Annotated in this window: 15 protein-coding genes; 10 read left to right on the top strand and 5 right to left on the bottom strand. The window is 72.6% G+C overall.

Features of this window, described 5'->3' with window-relative positions:
• The coding region (locus ACFVAJ_RS12835) for a UTP--glucose-1-phosphate uridylyltransferase (protein WP_376944583.1) at positions 1-413 on the bottom strand (413 nt) is incomplete at its 3' end.
• A 79-nt stretch (positions 414-492) separates the two neighbouring features.
• Here ACFVAJ_RS12835 and ACFVAJ_RS12830 point away from each other — a divergent pair.
• The 3 genes from ACFVAJ_RS12830 to mscL are packed head-to-tail and all read left to right on the top strand — an operon-like array spanning position 493 to position 1,893.
• Positions 493-1,071 carry a 5-formyltetrahydrofolate cyclo-ligase gene (locus ACFVAJ_RS12830; protein ID WP_376944581.1) on the top strand — a complete coding sequence of 193 codons (579 nt, stop codon included), beginning with the start codon at positions 493-495 and terminating at the stop codon, positions 1,069-1,071.
• Positions 1,072-1,105: 34 nt separating this feature from the next.
• Positions 1,106-1,405 (top strand): FmdB family zinc ribbon protein, encoded by a 300-nt coding sequence (locus ACFVAJ_RS12825; protein ID WP_376944579.1) that lies wholly within the window; start codon positions 1,106-1,108, stop codon positions 1,403-1,405.
• Between the two features lie 50 nt (positions 1,406-1,455).
• Positions 1,456-1,893, top strand: a complete 438-nt coding sequence (mscL, locus tag ACFVAJ_RS12820) for a large conductance mechanosensitive channel protein MscL (RefSeq protein ID WP_376944577.1) — start codon at positions 1,456-1,458, stop codon at positions 1,891-1,893.
• A gap of 100 nt (positions 1,894-1,993) precedes the next feature.
• Here the strand turns inward: mscL and ACFVAJ_RS12815 are convergent, their stop codons facing one another.
• Complete coding sequence (locus ACFVAJ_RS12815; RefSeq protein ID WP_376944575.1) at positions 1,994-2,230, bottom strand: hypothetical protein; 237 nt, start codon at positions 2,228-2,230, stop codon at positions 1,994-1,996.
• The gene (locus tag ACFVAJ_RS12810; RefSeq protein ID WP_376944573.1) at positions 2,227-6,000 is read right to left on the bottom strand and encodes an AAA family ATPase; all 3,774 of its coding nucleotides are present in this window, start codon (positions 5,998-6,000) and stop codon (positions 2,227-2,229) included. The genes ACFVAJ_RS12815 and ACFVAJ_RS12810 overlap by 4 nt, the downstream gene beginning before the upstream one ends.
• Positions 6,001-6,095: 95 nt before the next feature.
• Between ACFVAJ_RS12810 and ACFVAJ_RS12805 the strand changes: the two genes are divergently transcribed.
• The 3 genes from ACFVAJ_RS12805 (at position 6,096) to ACFVAJ_RS12795 (ending at position 8,527) form a co-directional block, all read left to right on the top strand.
• Entirely contained in the window at positions 6,096-7,808 is a 1,713-nt protein-coding gene (locus ACFVAJ_RS12805) for an FAD-dependent oxidoreductase (protein ID WP_376944571.1), read from the top strand.
• A gap of 72 nt (positions 7,809-7,880) precedes the next feature.
• Complete coding sequence (locus ACFVAJ_RS12800) at positions 7,881-8,189, top strand: rhodanese-like domain-containing protein (RefSeq protein ID WP_376944569.1); 309 nt, start codon at positions 7,881-7,883, stop codon at positions 8,187-8,189.
• On the top strand, positions 8,186-8,527 hold the full coding sequence (locus ACFVAJ_RS12795; protein WP_376944567.1) for a metal-sensitive transcriptional regulator: 342 nt from the start codon (positions 8,186-8,188) through the stop codon (positions 8,525-8,527). The genes ACFVAJ_RS12800 and ACFVAJ_RS12795 overlap by 4 nt, the downstream gene beginning before the upstream one ends.
• A gap of 193 nt (positions 8,528-8,720) precedes the next feature.
• On the opposite strand, the gene ald is transcribed toward ACFVAJ_RS12795, so the two are convergent.
• The gene (gene ald / locus ACFVAJ_RS12790; RefSeq protein WP_376944565.1) at positions 8,721-9,818 is read right to left on the bottom strand and encodes an alanine dehydrogenase; all 1,098 of its coding nucleotides are present in this window, start codon (positions 9,816-9,818) and stop codon (positions 8,721-8,723) included.
• A 160-nt stretch (positions 9,819-9,978) separates the two neighbouring features.
• Between ald and ACFVAJ_RS12785 the strand changes: the two genes are divergently transcribed.
• Positions 9,979-10,494, top strand: coding sequence for an Lrp/AsnC family transcriptional regulator (locus tag ACFVAJ_RS12785; RefSeq protein WP_376944563.1), 516 nt, complete (start codon positions 9,979-9,981; stop codon positions 10,492-10,494).
• A gap of 27 nt (positions 10,495-10,521) precedes the next feature.
• Here the strand turns inward: ACFVAJ_RS12785 and ACFVAJ_RS12780 are convergent, their stop codons facing one another.
• Positions 10,522-11,589, bottom strand: coding sequence for an ATP-dependent DNA ligase (locus ACFVAJ_RS12780; RefSeq protein WP_376944561.1), 1,068 nt, complete (start codon positions 11,587-11,589; stop codon positions 10,522-10,524).
• A gap of 136 nt (positions 11,590-11,725) precedes the next feature.
• Here ACFVAJ_RS12780 and ACFVAJ_RS12775 point away from each other — a divergent pair, with 136 nt between their 5' ends.
• The 3 genes from ACFVAJ_RS12775 to ACFVAJ_RS12765 all read left to right on the top strand — a co-directional run bounded on the left by ACFVAJ_RS12775 (position 11,726) and on the right by ACFVAJ_RS12765 (position 15,681).
• Positions 11,726-11,890 carry a hypothetical protein gene (locus tag ACFVAJ_RS12775; protein WP_376944559.1) on the top strand — a complete coding sequence of 55 codons (165 nt, stop codon included), beginning with the start codon at positions 11,726-11,728 and terminating at the stop codon, positions 11,888-11,890.
• Positions 11,887-12,150 carry a hypothetical protein gene (locus ACFVAJ_RS12770; RefSeq protein WP_376944557.1) on the top strand — a complete coding sequence of 88 codons (264 nt, stop codon included), beginning with the start codon at positions 11,887-11,889 and terminating at the stop codon, positions 12,148-12,150. The genes ACFVAJ_RS12775 and ACFVAJ_RS12770 overlap by 4 nt, the downstream gene beginning before the upstream one ends.
• A gap of 90 nt (positions 12,151-12,240) precedes the next feature.
• On the top strand, positions 12,241-15,681 hold the full coding sequence (locus ACFVAJ_RS12765; RefSeq protein WP_376944555.1) for an SNF2-related protein: 3,441 nt from the start codon (positions 12,241-12,243) through the stop codon (positions 15,679-15,681).
• Positions 15,682-15,962: the final 281 nt, after the last annotated feature.

The following is a 15,962-nucleotide window of genomic DNA, read 5'->3' as shown; positions in this document are numbered from 1 at the left end:
GCGTCGATGATGTCATCACCCAGCAGCACCGCGAACGGCTCGTCGCCCACATGCATGTGCGCCCGATGCACCGCATGCCCCAACCCCAGCGGGTCACCCTGCCGGACGTAGTGCATGTCGGCCAGCTCGGTCGACTCGTTCACCTTCTCGAGCTTCGCGGTATCGCCCTTGCGCTCCAGGGTCGCCTCCAACTCCGCGACCCGGTCGAAGTGGTTCTCCAACGCGTTCTTGTTCCGACCCGTGATCATCAACACGTCCGTCAGCCCCGCGGCAACCGCCTCCTCGACCACGTACTGGATCGCCGGCTTGTCGACCACCGGCAGCATCTCCTTCGGCATCGCCTTCGTCGCCGGCAGGAACCGCGTCCCCAACCCAGCCGCAGGAATGACCGCCTTCGTGATCCGTTGCGTCATGGCCTCAAGCGTAGCCGTTCGCCCCTCGCAGACCCGCCCCGGCTGCCCCTCCGCAGGGCCGCGGCCTAGGATGTGTGCCATGCCCGAGGATCCGGACGTCCAGAAGCGCATCCTGCGCGCCGAGCTCCGCGAACGCCGCAGGAACATGACGGCGCATGAGCGCGGACTCGCGACCGAGGGCTTCACGGCGCGGCTCGAAGAGCTCATCGGCTCGACCGAGGCCGACTCCATCTCGTGCTACCTGTCGATGCCGTCCGAGCCCGACACGAGGCCGTTCGTGAACTGGGCCGAGGCTCGGGGCATCCGGGTGCTCTTCCCGGTCACCCGCGAGGACGGTCTGCTCGACTGGACCGTCGGCGAGGAGGCGACCGAGACGGTCGGCCTCCACGGCACGCCCGAGGCCGTCGGCGAGCTGCTCGGCCCGATGGCGATCAACGACGTCGACCTCATCCTCATCCCGGCCGCCGCGATCGACGCGAGCGGCATGCGCCTCGGCTGGGGCCGGGGCTATTTCGACAAGACCCTCGGATCGATGGGAAAATGTCCACCGGTGTACGCCGTGGTCTTCGACAGCGAGTTCGTCGAGCACGTGCCGCGCGAGGTGCACGACCAGCCGGTGAACGGCGTCGTGACCCCCACCCGCATCATCGCCTTCTGACCGGATCGGCCGGTCTCCACGACCGGAGAGTTCCATGCCCACGTATTCCTACCGCTGCACCGAGTGCGACAACGCCTTCGACATCCACCAGGCGTTCACCGACGACACGCTGACGGTGTGCGAGGTGTGCGGCGGCAAGCTGCGCAAGCTCTTCAACACGATCGGCGTGACCTTCAACGGCTCGGGCTTCTACCGCACCGATTCGCGGTCGAGCGGCTCCGGCGGCGCGTCGGGCAAGTCGGATGCCTCGTCGTCGAGCTCCTCGTCGAGCTCGAGCTCGTCGTCGTCGTCGAAGCCCGCGTCGAGCGGCGGGGGCGCTTCGGCTTCGTCCTGAGCCTCGGCTAGCGTGGTGCCCGTCCGAATCGACTCCGGAGGGGGGAAGCCGTGATCAAGGGCTTCAAGGAATTCATCATGCGGGGCAACGTCATCGACCTCGCCGTCGCGGTCGTCATCGGTGCCGCATTCACCTCGGTGGTGAATGCGATCGTCGCGAACCTCATCAATCCACTGATCGGGCTCGTATTCAATGCGAAGACCCTCGACGAGGCACTTGTCGTCACCATCGGCGACACTGACTTCAAATTCGGCGCCATCATCGGCGCGATCATCTCGTTCCTCGCCGTCGCCGCCGTCGTCTACTTCGTGTTCGTCATGCCGATGAACCACTTCAAGGAGCGCGCCGAGCAGAAGCGGAAGGCCGGGCAGCCCGACCCCGAGGAGCCCGAGACCGAGCTCACCGTGCTCGCGCAGATCCGCGACCTCCTCGCCGAGCAGGGGCCGTCGGCCGGCGGCACCGCCACGGGGCGCCACGCGGGCGACTAGCCCGACGGGCACCGGCACGAACGAGCTGCGCCGCCCGGCGGCCGCGAACGCGGCCCTGCCGGGCGGTTCGTCGTCGCGGGCCGCGAGCGGGCGGGACCGGTCAGTCGCGCCGCCAGTGCGGCGGACGGTCGCGCGTGAGCCGTTCGTCGTCGGGCGAGGGCTTCCGCCCGGCCGACGACGCGGCATCGGGATCGGTGGGCGGCGCCTCGCGTTCGACGGGCGCCTCGGGCGACGGGTCGGATCCCGGGGCCGGCGTGAGCCGTGCCCGCCGCGCGCGGCCCGGCGCGCGCTCGACGCGCTGGCGGGGCGTCGACTCGTGCTCCTGCTCGTCGTTCACGGCGCGCGCGGCGGCACGTCGCCCTCGGCGACGGCCGGGTCGGGCTTGCCGAGCAGGGTCGCGACCCGCGCGGCCACGGCATCGGGATTGCCGAACAGCTCGAAGCTGTGCACCCGGAGGTAGTGCCAGCCGAGCCGGCGCAGCACGTCGGGGCGCAGTCGCAGCGACTCGCGCAGGCTCTGCCCGGTGAAGGCGTCGTCGGTCTCGACCACCACGGCCTTGCCGGCGTGGGCCGCCGCGAGGGCGAGCCGCCCGCGGTGACCGACGCTCACCCGGATGCCGCGGCGCTCGAGACGGGCGCCGAGGTCGCGGAGCATCGGCCCGGGCGGGTCCGCCTCGCCCTGGTCGGCGGCACGCTCCTCGGTCTGCGTGAGCACGTTCGCCAGGGCGAGCACGCCGTGGCTCTGCCGCGACTCGTCGATGTCCTCCGGCCGGAACGCCGAGACGAGGTCCATCGAACGCCGGGCGCGCGTCATGCCGACCGCGAGCAGCCGGTCGCCGCCGGGCTCGCCGAGCGAGCCGAAGTTCGAGAGCAGGCGCCCGTGCGGGGTGCGCCCGTAGCCGATGGAGAAGATCACGCGGTCGCGACTCTGCGCGACGGCCTGCTCGAGCGTCAGCACCGTGAAGGGCTCGGCGCGGTCCTTCAGGATGAACGCGGAGAGGTCGGTGCGCTTGGCGAACGCCGCGAGCACGGCCTGGTGCACGCGCGCCGCGTGGCGGGTGCTCGCGGTGATGACCATGAGCGACTCGCGCGGCCGCTTGACGGCGTGCTCCATCACGAGCTCGACGACCTTCGCGACCTCGGAGTCGATCGACTCGACCGTCCCGGTCACGGCGTCGGGGAGCCCGTTGCCCGCGACGTAGTGGAGCCCGAGGCTGCCGTGGCCGAGGAAGCTGCCCGCCCACGGCATCGAGACGATGCGCCCGGCGTAGAAGCGGCGGTTGACGAGCTCGGCGAGGTCTTCGCCGCCCGCACGGTAGCTGCGCGTGAGGGTGAGGGTCGGCAGGAGCTCGCCGAGGCGCGCGAGCGCCGAGTCGGCGTGGAGGGCGTCGACGCCGTGGTCGGCCTCGACCGGCTGGTCGCCGTCGTCGATGCCCGTCTCGAACAGGGTCGGCGTCTGCGTGACCGGGTCGCCGAACGCGACGACCTGCTTCGCACGGCGGATCGCGCCGAGGTTCTCGGCGATCGTGGTCGCCCCCGCATCGACGAGGAGCACGGTGTCGAACTGGATCCGCTCGTCGATCCCGGCGACCTCGTAGGGCGAGGCGAGCCAGACGGGCGCGAGCACGCGGAAGAGGTTCGGGACCTCGGCCTGGAGGGCGCTCACGCGGACCCGGTCGCCGCGGAGCATCCGCTTGAGCTTGCCGGCCTCGTCGGGGTGGTCGACGAGCGCGACCTTCCAGTTCTCGGCCAGCCGCCACGCGAGCAGCGGGCCCGCGGCCGAGGCGTGCGCCTCGTCGACGAGCCGGAAGTCGCCCTCGAGCCGATCGAGCACGGTCGTGTTCGCGCCGAGGAGCGCCTTCTCGCTCGCGAGCACCTGCTCGAGCACCGACTGCCACCAGGCGAGCTCGAGCTCGCCGGCGACGGCCGGCTCGGGCACGTGGCGCCGCGCGAGATCGAGCAGGAGCGGGTCGAGGCCGAGGTCGCGCAGGCGCCCGAGGATCGCGGTGCGCTCCTGCAGGTTCGCGAGCACCTCGGAGTCGGCGGCGAGCCCCGCCAGCGTCGCGACGAGCTCGCGGATCGGACGCGCCGCGAGCTGACGCGGCGTGCCGACGACGTCGAGCGGCGCGTCGAGGGTGGCGAGGTCGGTCGCGACGTGCTGGAACGCGACGTGCACGTCGTCGAGTCCGACCGGGACGCCCGGGATAGCGCCGGCGTCCGAGTAGCGCTGCCACAGCGTGCGCTGCTGCTGGATGCCGCGGAGCGCCGCGTTGAGGTCGGTGATGTGCACCCCGGGGCGCACGTACTCGAGGGCGTGCCTGCGGAGCCTGCGGCGGTTGGCGCCCGACATGCCAGGCGACTCGCGCCGGGGCGCCGTCGCCGTGATGAGCTCGCCGAGCGGGCGATCGTAGACCGACGGCTGGAACCGGTCGAGCGTCTCGCGCACGTCGAGGAGGAGTCGGAGGAAGACGCCGAGCTCGGCGATCGACTCGAAGTCGCGGAGGCGGGTCTGCGCGATGAGCGCGCGACCGCGCTCGAGGAGCCGGGGCACCTCGACGCTGCTCAGTCGCTTCGCGAGCTCGTGGGCGTTCGTCGCCTCGGCCGAGGTCGCGAAGGAGGCGCCGTACCAGGGCGAGTCGCCGGGGCCGTAGCGGAACTCGCCGAGCTCGGCGGCCCGGGCGAGCTCGCGTGCGACGTCGCCCCGCCCGCTCGAGAGGGCGACGAGTGCGGCGTGGTCGAGCCTCGCCGTCGTCGAGGGCGGGGTGGGCACGAGGGCGAGCCGGGCGAGCTCGCCGAGCGCGTCGAGCACCGAGACCTTGAGCTCGGGGTCGCGCCGTGTGAGCGCCGTGCGGTAGTCGAGCAGCACCTTGCGCAGCCGGACGAGCGCGTCGTCGACGTCGGCCACGCGCGGGCGCTCGGCCTTCTCGTTGCGCGAGATCGACTGGATCAGCTCGCGCCGGAGGCCCGCGGTCGTGACGGCGGCGCCGCCGAGACCGATCTGGCCGAGGCGGTGGGCGATGCCGTCGAGGCTCGCTCGACGCGAACCGACGACGAGCACCCGCTTGTCCTTCGCGACGAGGGCGCCGATCGCGTTGACGACCGTCTGCGTGCCGCCGGTGCCCGGCAGCGTCTTCACGACGACCGAGGCGCCCGCCTCGATCTCGGCGACGACCTGCTCCTGCTCGGGGTCGGCGTCGAGGAGCAGGGTGTCGGTCGACGGCGGCCGCTCGTCCTGCAAGACGGGGCGCGCGGGCTCCTCGCGCGCGGCGGCGACCGAGGCACGGGCCGCCGGGTTGCCCGCGAGGGCGTCGATGACGGGATGCTCGAGCCGCGAGGCATCCGCCGCCATCTCAGGGCCGACCTCGGCGAAGGAGGAGACGACGAGTCGCGGTGCGACCTGGAACCACGGGAGATGGCTGGTGAGGCCTCGCAGCCGGTCGATGACGGGCTGCGGCTTGAACGCGCCGTTGGTGATCGCGAGCGCGACGAACGCCTCGGCGTCGAGGGTGATCTGGAACTGCTCGCGGAGCTCGCGCGCGAGCGCGGGGTTCAGGAAGGGCTGGCCCTTGAGCTTGAGCTCGAAGTCACGGCCGTAGCGGCGGATGGCGAGCGGACGCAGGAGCACCGGCGCGAGGTACTCCTCGCCGTCGTTGCGCCACGAGGCCAGCCCGATCGCGAGGTGGACCGACTCGATGCCGCGGACGCTCCGGAGCTCGATCCCCTTCTGGGTGATCTCGGCGGCCGCGAGTCGCGCGTTGCGGAGCGCGAGCTCGTCGCGGATGAGGCTCGAGAGCAGCGTCGACTTGCCGGTGATGAACTGGGGCAGCCCGCCCGGATGCGTGGTGGAGAGCTCGATGCGGGTGCGCGGCGTGTCGACGAACCGCACGAGCGGCGAGCGCCCGCCGACCGAGGAGAGTTCGGCGCTCCAGCGTCGCCAGCTGGGCTCGGCGACGTTGCCGGCGATGAGTTCGGGATCGCCGAGGCTGACGCCGTCGGGGCTCGTGATGTCCTGTTGCATGTGGTCCGGGGTGAGGTCGTCGGCTGCGGCATCGGCCTCCTCGCCGAGGATCTCGTCCTCGGCGTCGTCGTTCCGATCGAGCCGCTGCACACCGACACACTAAGGCGAAACACGCGATTTCCTCGGAGCATCGCCGCATCGGGCGCTCATTCGATACCCCCAGGGTATCGTGCTACCGTCATCGGATGCTCCCGCTCTCCCCTGCCCCGCACTCACCGCGCGTCACCGTCGTCATCGGCGGCGTCGCCGGAGGCATGTCCGCAGCCACCCGCCTGCGCCGCCTCGACGAGGAACGCGAGATCATCGTCGTCGAACGCAGCTCCGCGGTCTCGTTCGCGAACTGCGGCCTGCCGTACCACGTGTCGGGCGTCATCGCCGAGCGCGACGCCCTCTCGTTGCAGACGCCCGAGCGGCTGGGCGAACGGTTCCGACTCGACGTGCGCGTGCGTCACGAGGCGATCGCGATCGACCGCGCAGCGCGCACCGTCGCGGTGCGCTCCCTCATGACCGGGGTCGTCGACACGCTGCACTACGACGAACTCGTGCTCGCGCCGGGCGCCGCGCCGCGCCGCCCCCGCGACGTCGCGACCGGCGCCCCGCTCCACACCCTGCGCACCCTCGACGATCTCGACCGCATCATGGATCGCCTCGACGACGCGCCCGCCGGCGACGCCGTCGTCATCGGCGGCGGCTACATCGGCCTCGAGATGGCCGACAACCTCGCCCGCCGCGGGCTCGCGACGACCCTCGTGCAGCGCGGCGGACAGGTGCTCGGCTCGCTCGACGAGGAGATGGCGGCGCCCGTCGCAGACCACCTCGCCGCGCACGGGGTCGCCCTGCGGCTCGGCCGCACCGTCGACCACGTCGCGACCGACCACGTGCGACTCGACGACGGCACCCGGCTCGCCGCCGACCTCGTCGTCGCGGCGATGGGCGTCGTGCCCGAGACGGGCCTCGCCGCCGCGGCGGGCCTCGCCATCGGGCCGAGCGGCGGCATCGTCGTCGACCGCTCGCACCGCACGAGCGACCCCGCGATCTTCGCCGTCGGCGACGCAGTCGAGCAGCGCGACGCCGTCGACGGCGGCCCCCGCCTCGTGCCGCTCGCCGGCCTCGCGAACCGCCACGGGCGGGCCGCCGCCGACGCCATCGCCGGGCGCGTCGCCTCCGCCCGTCCTGCGCTCGGCACCGCGATCATCGACGTCGCCGGGCTCGCGGTCGCGAGCGTCGGATGGACCGAGCGCACCGCCCGCGAGCGGGGCCGGGCCGTGCGCGTCATCCACTCCCACCCGCTCTCGCACGCGGGCTACTACCCGGGCGCGTCGCCGATGTCGCTGAAGCTCGTCGTCGACGCCGCCAGCGACCTGATCCTCGGCGCCCAGGCCGTCGGCACCGACGGCGTCGACAAGCGCATCGATGTGCTCGCCGCAGCGATGGGCGCAGGGATGACCGCCTCCTCGCTCGCCGAACTCGAGCTCGCCTACGCCCCGCAGTTCGGCCACGCGAAGGACCCGGTGAACCAGCTGGGCTACATCGCCGAGAACCTCGCGACGGGCATCGACCGGGTCGTCCAGTGGCACGAGCTCGACGCGGTGCTCGAGGAGGGCGCCGCGCTGCTCGACGTGCGCGCAGAGGCGCAGCTGGCCGAGGGACGCATCCCCGGGTCGCGCTGGCTGCCCGTGGAGCGGCTGCGCGAGACGCACGCCGAGTTCGCCGGCCGTCGCGTCGTCGTGCAATGCCGGGTCGGCCAGGGCGCCCACACCGCGGCCCGCCTCCTCGCCTCGCTCGGCCACGACGTCGTCAACCTCGACGGCGGCTTCCTCACCTGGCGCGACGGCATGCGCGCCCGCGAACTCGCGGCCGGCGAGGCATCCGACCGCGACCGGGCGGCCGCCGCCTGAGGCCCGCCCTCCGACGATCACCCCACGCCGACCCCGACCATCCGACCTGACGACAGAAACGAGGCCCCACCGATGCAGTCCCTCTCCCCCACCGAAGTGCACGCCGCCGACGACCCGTACATCATCGACGTGCGCGAGCCCGAGGAGCTCGCCCAGGCGCGCGTCGACGGCGCGCACCACATCCCGCTCGGCGAACTCGTCGCCCGCCTCGACGAGGTCCCGCGCGACCGCACCGTGTACGTCATGTGCCACGTCGGCGGGCGCAGCGCCCAGGCCGTGGTCTACCTCGAGCAGCAGGGCGTCGACGCCGTGAACATCGACGGCGGCATCCTGCAGTGGTACCGCGCCGGGCTCCCGGTCGAGACGGGCGGGACGGAATGAGCGGCGCGGGCGAGGCCGCCGGGGCGATCGGGGCCGAGACCGACGCCGCACGCCTCGCCGAGCAGCGCCGCATCGCGAACCGCCTGAAACGCGCACGGGGCCAGCTCGGCGCCGTCATCGAGGCCGTGGAGTCGGGCGCCGACTGCCGCACCGTGGTCACCCGGCTCGCGGCCGTCTCGAGCGCGCTCGACCGCGCCGGGTTCGCGATCATCTCCTCCGCGCTGCGCGAGTGCCTCGCCGACGAGCAGGAGGCGACCGGCGGCGCCTCCGCCGAACGCGGGGCGGCGTCGAAGCCCGACGTCGAGGAGCTCGAACGGCTCTTCCTCAGCCTCGCCTGATCCGCGGCTCGTCTCCGACGCAGAATGACGGATGCCCCGCCCACGAGTCGTGGGCGGGGCATCCGGTCGCGCTGGGCAGCGGGAGCACGCCCTGCGCGACGTTTCCGCACCCCTCGCGACCGCCTGTGCAGTGGCGGTCGATCGGCTGCGAGGGGTGAAGCTCGGCGGGGCGCGACGCGCGCCCCGCGCCGGCTCAGCGAGCCGTGTACTCCAGGCTGTGCGCGGCTGCGACGGGCTCGTAGGTGAGCTTGCCGCCGGTCGCGTTGAGTCCCTTGGCGAGCGCGGCATCGCCCGCGAGCGCCGCCTCCCAGCCGAGGTCGGCGATCTTCAGCGCGTACGGCAGGGTCGCGTTGATGAGGGCGGGCGCCGACGTCGCGGGCACCGCGCCGGGCATGTTCGCGACGCAGTAGTAGATCGCGTCGTGCACCTTGAAGGTCGGCTCGGCGTGGGTCGTCGGGCGCGAGCCCTCGAAGCAGCCGCCCTGGTCGATGGCGATGTCGACGAGCACGGCGCCCGGCTTCATCGTCGCGACCATCTCGTCGGTCACGACCTTCGGCGCGGCCGCACCCGGGATGAGCACGGCGCCGACGACGAGGTCGGCGGTCTTCAGCGCGCGGGCGATCTCGTACGACGAGGAGGACATGGTCTTGATGCGGCCGTGGTAGCGGCCGTCGATCTCGCGCAGCTTCGGCAGCGAGATGTCGAAGACGGTGACGTCGGCCCCGAGGCCGAGCGCGGTCGCCGCGGCCTGCTCGCCGGCGACGCCGCCGCCGATGACGACGACGTTCGCGGGGGCCGTTCCGGGCACGCCCGCGAGGAGCACGCCGCGTCCGCCCTTGGAGGCGTGCAGCTCGGCGGCACCGACCTGCGGGGCCAGGCGCCCGGCGACCTCGCTCATGGGGGTGAGCAGCGGCAGCGAGCGGTCGGCGAGCTGCACGGTCTCGTAGGCGATCGCCGTGACGCCCGAGTCGAGGATGGCCTTCGTCAGGGGCAGGTCGGCCGCGAGGTGGAGGTAGGTGAAGAGGGTGAGGTCGTCGCGGAGGTAGCCGTACTCGCTCGCGACGGGCTCCTTGACCTTCAGCACGAGCTCGGCCGACCAGGCCTCGCCCGCGGTGGCGACGATGCCGGCGCCCGCCTCGACGTACTCGGCATCGGTGTAGCCGGCGCCGGTGCCTGCGCCCGACTCGATGACGACCGAGTGGCCGCGCTGCGTGAGCGCGTGGACGCCGGCGGGGTTCATCGCGACGCGGAATTCGTTGTTCTTGATCTCAGCGGGCACGCCGATACGCATGGTTACTCCGAACAGCTCTCGGCCGACAGCACAGTCGACCGAATGGAATGTGGATGGATGCGAACATCATCGCCGCTTGTTCGTCATTCTGAAAGATCAACCGTGGATGATTCGGTAGAATCGAGATCTCCGATTCATTCATGCGATAGCGAGGGTTTCGATGGCGGATGCACCGCAGATCAGCGCCCCGGGCGTCGAGCCCGCGCCCGTCGTGCTCGACGGCGTCGACCGGCAGATCATCGCGCTCCTGCACGAGAACGCACGCATCCCGAACGTCGATCTCGCGCGCGCCGTCGGCGTCTCGCCCTCGACCTGCCTCGCCCGGGTGCGCTCGCTCCGCGAGCGCGGCGTCATCGTGCGCTACACCGCCGAGATCTCGCCCGCCGCGCTCGGCTACCACCTGCAGGCGCTCGTCAGCGTGCGCATCCGGCCCGGTGCCCGTCATCTGATGGAGCAGATCTCCGACGAGCTCCGCACCCAGCCCGAGGTCGCGCAGCTCTTCTTCCTCGGCGGCTCCGAGGACTTCCTCATCCACGTGCGCGTGCGCGACAGCGACCACGTGCGTCAGTTCGTGCTGAAGAACCTCTCGGCGAACCCCGCGGTCGCCCTCACCGAGACGAACCTCGTGTTCGAGCACCACACGGCGATGCCGGCGGGCCTGCGCACCGTGCTCTGACGCGGGCCGGCTCCCGGGCCTCGCGGCTCACTCCCGCAGCGGCAGGATCTCGGCGAGGTCGAGCCCGTCGGGCGCCTCGAGCTGGGCGTACGTGCAGCTCTCGGGCGTGCGGTCGGGGCGCCACCTGCGGAACTGCGCCGTGTGGCGGAATCGGTCGCCCTCCATGTGGTCGTAGGCGACCTCGACGACGAGCTCGGGCCGGAGCGGCACGAACGAGAGGTTCTTGCCGGCGTTCCACCGGCTCACCGCGCCCGGCAGCCGGCCGCCCTGCTGCGCGGACTCGTCGGCCCATTCGCCCCAGGGGTGCCCGGCGAGGTCGGTGGCGACGAGCGGCTCGAGCTCGGCGACGAGGCTCGCCCGGCGCGCCATCGAGAAGGCGGCCGCCACCCCCACGTGCTGCAGCCGACCGTCGTCGCCGTAGAGCCCGAGCAGGAGGGAGCCGACGACGTCGCCCGACTTGTGCCACCGGTACCCGGCGACGACGCAGTCGGCCGTGCGCTCGTGCTTGATCTTGAACATCGCACGCTTGTCGGGGAGGTACGCGCCGTCGAGCGGCTTCGCGACGACGCCGTCGAGACCCGCCCCCTCGAAGCGCATGAACCAGTCGCGCGCGACGGCCGGGTCGCTCGTCGCGGGGGTCGTGAAGACCGGGTCGGATGCCTCGGCGAGCGCGTCGACGAGACGCGCCCGCCGCTCGGAGAACGGCCGGGCCATGAGGTCGTGGTCGCCCGAGGCGAGCAGGTCGAAGCCCACGAAGGCGGCCGGAGTGCGCTCCGCGAGCATCCGCACCCGGCTGTCGGCGGGATGGATCCGCTGCTGCAGGGCCTCGAAGTCGAGCCGCCCCTCGGTCGCGATGATGATCTCGCCGTCGACGACGCACCGCGCTGGGAGGTTCTCGCGGAGCGCGGCCACGAGCTCGGGGAAGTAGCGCGTCATCGGCCGCTCGTTGCGGCTGCCGAGCTCGATCTCGTCGCCGTCCTTGAACACGATCGTGCGGAACCCGTCCCACTTGGGTTCGACGTGGCCGGTGTCTGGGATCTCCTTCACCGACTTGGCGAGCATGGGCGGCACTGGCGGCATCACCGGGAGGTCCATCCGACCATCCTGCACCTCAGCGCCCCGCGGCGGTAGCACCGGAGGTCGGGCGGGTCAATCCCTCGCGTCTGCCGCGCGCTCCGCGTAGCGTCGGACGTGCCGGGGCCGACGGGGCTCGATGGCGCGAGGAGTCTCCATGAGTGACGTGCGATCCGACGAACCCGGCGCCCAGGACGAGCAGGAGGCCGCGCTCCGGGCAGCCGAACAGCATCAGCAGGCAGAGGAGGACGCCGACGCCGACGAACGCGTCGTGGTCCGCGATCCCGAGACCGGCAGGATCTCCGAGGAGGACGTCCGATGAGTTCGACCATCGATCGTCCCTCGCACCCGCGGCGCCTCACCACGGCCCTGCCGCCGGTCGGCATCTGGTGGCCGATGCTCGAGGGCCCCCTCCGGTGGGAGATCCTCGAGGATCTCCACGCCCCGCTCCGAATGGTCGTGGTGCGGCGCATCCTCGAACTCTGCGAGTCCGACGCGAGGATGCCGCGTGCACCCGTCCGTCTCGACGAGAACGAACGCGCGTACATCGCCGGCTGGGCCCACGCCGTCGACTGGAACTGAGCGTCCCGCGGCCGGCCGCCGGCCCGTATCACGGACCGACGGGCGATCGCCGAGGCGCACGGTCGCGTCTGCAGATGCGACGATAGAGGGATGCCCTCCGACTCATTCCCGCCCGTCGAGGAACTCGCCATCGCCCGCCTCGTGGGCCCGCTGAGCCTCAGCCGCGGACGCACCGTCGAGCGCTCGGGCGCCGTCGAGGAGCTCGTCTGGGAGGCCGCCGGATTCCGGCTCGGCGCCGTCGTCCGGGGCAGCTCGGCGGAGTCGTACCGGGTGAACGTGCGGCTCGACCTCGGCATCCCGGGGCGGACGACGATCCTGTCGGGCACCTGCAGCTGCCCCGTCGGGCGCAACTGCAAGCACGTCGCGGCCGTGCTGCTCGCCTCCGCCGAGCGTCACAAGCAGGAGGCCGCGGCGCCGGCGCCGGGTCTCGACGATGCCACGGGGCAGGGCTGGCGCGCCGAGCTCGAGGCGCTGACGGCGCCGTTCGGCCGCGGCGACGGGGAGCAGGTGGCCCGTCAGCCGCTCGCGCTGCAGTTCGAGCTGCGCGAGCGCGTCGCGCGACGCGGCGGCAGCGGCCCGCGGCAGTCGGCGCGCGAGGAGCCGGCGACGACCGAGGCCTCGGTCGACCGGCTCGCCGTGCGCCCGGTGACCCGCGGTGCGCGCGGTGGCTGGATCAAGGCCAACCTGACCTGGCAGAACGTGGGATTCCAGGGGGCCGCGGGCGGGTTCGACCCGCGCCAGGCGCGCTGGTTCGGCGAGTTCTCGGTGCTCAAGGGCGCCCGCCATTCCGCGTTCGCCGAGTACGGCTCCGGGTGGATCTCACTCGACGAGTACGAGAGCGGGACCCTCTGGGCGCTCTTCGAACAGGCCGCCGCGCTCGGCATCGCCCTCGTCGGCTCGACCGCGCAGACCGAGGTGGTGATCGGCGACGCCGCGGAGATCAGCCTGGACGTCCGTGCCGCCGCGGATCACGCGGCCGAGACCGAGACCGGCGCCGATGCCGATGCCGACCCCGAGGCCTCGACGACCGCTCCCCCGACGCCTGCGGGCCTCGAGCTCGCCCCCACGGTCTCGGTCGACGGCGAACGCCACCCGAGCCGCCGGGCGCGCCTCGTCGGGGACCACGGGGTCTACACCTTCGACTTCGCCAGGGGCCGCATCACCCTGGCGCCGCTCTCGACCGCGCTGACCCCGGCCGCCCGCGCCGTGGTGCGCCGCGCCGACCCCATCGTGGTGCCCGCCACCGAGGTCGCCGACTTCGCCCGCGACGAGTACCCGCGGCTCGCTCGTGCCGTCCGCGTCGCGAGCGACGACCCGGCGGTCGAGCTGCCCGCGCTTCCGCCCGCGACCCTCGTCGCCACCGTGACGCACGAGCCCGGCCACCTGCTGCGCCTCGGGTGGGAGTGGGAGACGGACGGCGGTCGTCGCCTCCCCTTCGACGCGCCCGACGCCGAGTTCCACGACCCCGTGCGCGAGCGCCGGCCGGCGGCGCTCGCCGCAGAGCTCAGCACGGGCGAGTCGACGGGATCGGCGCTGCTGCGAACGCCCCGCGCCCTCGGCGCGCGCAGTCGGCGCGAGCCGGGGGCCGAGGCATCCGCGGGCCTCCGCCCCGTGGTCGTCCTGCGGGGGGTCGAGGCCGCCGAGTTCTCGACCCGACTGCTGCCGCAACTGGAGGCGCTCGAGCACCTCCGGGTCGACGTCGTGGGCGAGGCGCCCGAGTACCGCGAGCTCACCGAGGCGCCGAAGCTCACCGTGACGACCGTCGAGAGCGAGCGCACCGACTGGTTCGACCTCGGGGTGGTCGTCACGGTCGAGGGCAAGAAGGTGCCGTTCGGGCCGCTGTTCAGCGCGCTCTCGCACGGTCGCAAGAAGCTCCTCCTCATCGACGGCAGCTACCTCTCGCTCGATCAGCCGGTGTTCGCGCCGCTCCGCGAACTCCTCGAGGAGGCGGGCACCCTCGACGAGTGGGAGGGCGGCGAACTGCCGATCCACCGAACGCAGACGAGCCTCTGGGCCGAGTTCGAGGACCTCGCCGACGAGTCGGCCGCGGCCGTCTCGTGGCGCGAGACCGTCGCGGGCCTCAATGCCCCCGAGGGCGTCGAGCCGATCCCGCAGCCCGAGGGTTTCGCGATCGAGCTGCGCCCGTACCAGCTCGAGGGCTTCCGCTGGCTCGCGTTCCTCCACCGGCACGGCCTCGGCGGCATCCTCGCCGACGACATGGGCCTCGGCAAGACGGCGCAGACGCTCGCGCTCGTCGCGCATGCGAAGGGGCAGCCGGATGCCTCGGCGCCGCCGTTCCTCGTCGTGGCCCCGACGTCGGTGGTGTCGAACTGGGAGCGCGAGGCTGCGCGATTCGCGCCCGGACTGCGCGTCGTGACGGTGACCGCGACGCAGGCCGCGAGCCGTCGCCGCCTCGAGGACGTGATCGCGGGCGCCGATCTCGTCGTCACGAGCTACGCGATCCTCCGCCTCGACGCCGCGGCGTTCGCCGAACCCGACTGGTCGGGGCTCGTGCTCGACGAGGCCCAGTTCGTGAAGAACGGCAACTCGAAGGCGAACCAGGCCGCCCGCGACATCCGAGCGCCGTTCAGGCTCGCCGTGACCGGTACCCCCGTCGAGAACAACCTCATGGAGCTGTGGGCGCTGCTGCGCATCGTCGCCCCCGGCCTGTTCCCGTCGGGCCGGGCCTTCGCCGAGCGGTACCGCCGGCCCATCGAGATCGACCACAACGCCGAACGGCTGGCGACGCTCCGTCGCCGCATCCGACCGCTGGTGCTGCGTCGCACGAAGGAGCTCGTCGCCCCTGAGCTGCCCGAGAAGCAGGAGCAGGTGCTCCAGGTCGCCCTCGATCCCGCGCACCGCCGCATCTACGACACCTTCCTCCAGCGCGAGCGCCAGAAGCTGCTCGGTCTCATCGACGACCTCGACCGCAACCGCTTCACGGTCTTCCGCTCGCTCACGCTCCTGCGCATGCTGAGCCTGCACGCGGCCCTCATCGACTCCGAGCAGTACGCCGACGTCCCCTCGGCGAAGCTCGACGCCCTCTTCGACCAGCTCGACGAGGTCATCGCGGAAGGGCACCGGGCGCTCGTCTTCAGCCAGTTCACCTCGTTCCTCGAACTGGCCGCCGCGCGGCTCGACGCGGCCGGCGTGCCGTACGCCTACCTCGACGGCTCGACCCGCCGCCGCAGCGAGGTCATCGACCGGTTCCGCACGGGCGACGCCCCCGTGTTCCTCATCAGCCTCAAGGCGGGCGGTTTCGGGCTCAACCTCACCGAGGCCGACTACGTGTTCCTCCTCGACCCGTGGTGGAATCCCGCCAGCGAGGCGCAGGCAGTCGATCGCGCCCACCGCATCGGCCAGTCGAAGACCGTCATGGTCTACCGCATGGTGGCGGAGGGCACGATCGAGGAGAAGGTGATGGCGCTCAAGGCGAAGAAGGCCGCGCTCGTGTCGTCGCTCATGGACGACGACGAGCTGTTCAGCGAGTCGCTCACGGCCGACGACCTGCGCGGGCTCATCGGCGGGTGAGCCGGGCCGACCGGCCGCGTCGTGGCGGGCGTCCGAGTCGGACGAGGGCCGCCGGGCCGGCGAGGGGGAATCGCCGACCCGGCCATCACCGGACCACGCGGGTAGGTCGCGAACCCGGCGATGGCGTACGCCCGATGGCACACGCGTCGCAAAGCGAGGAAGAGAGTGTTGCCCCCCGGCTCCCTTCCCCGTCGCACTCCGTGGTGACGGTACTGAGGAGGCGATGTACCCGAAACATCGTCGCCGCCGTCGCTGCGGAGTCCTCCGAGCGTAGCACCGCG

It is taken from the genome of Agromyces sp. NPDC057679 (assembly GCF_042799635.1).
GTDB lineage: Bacteria > Actinomycetota > Actinomycetes > Actinomycetales > Microbacteriaceae > Agromyces.
The sequence above is the reverse complement of the archived record's forward strand: the minus strand, read 5'-3'. Positions and strand labels throughout refer to the sequence as shown.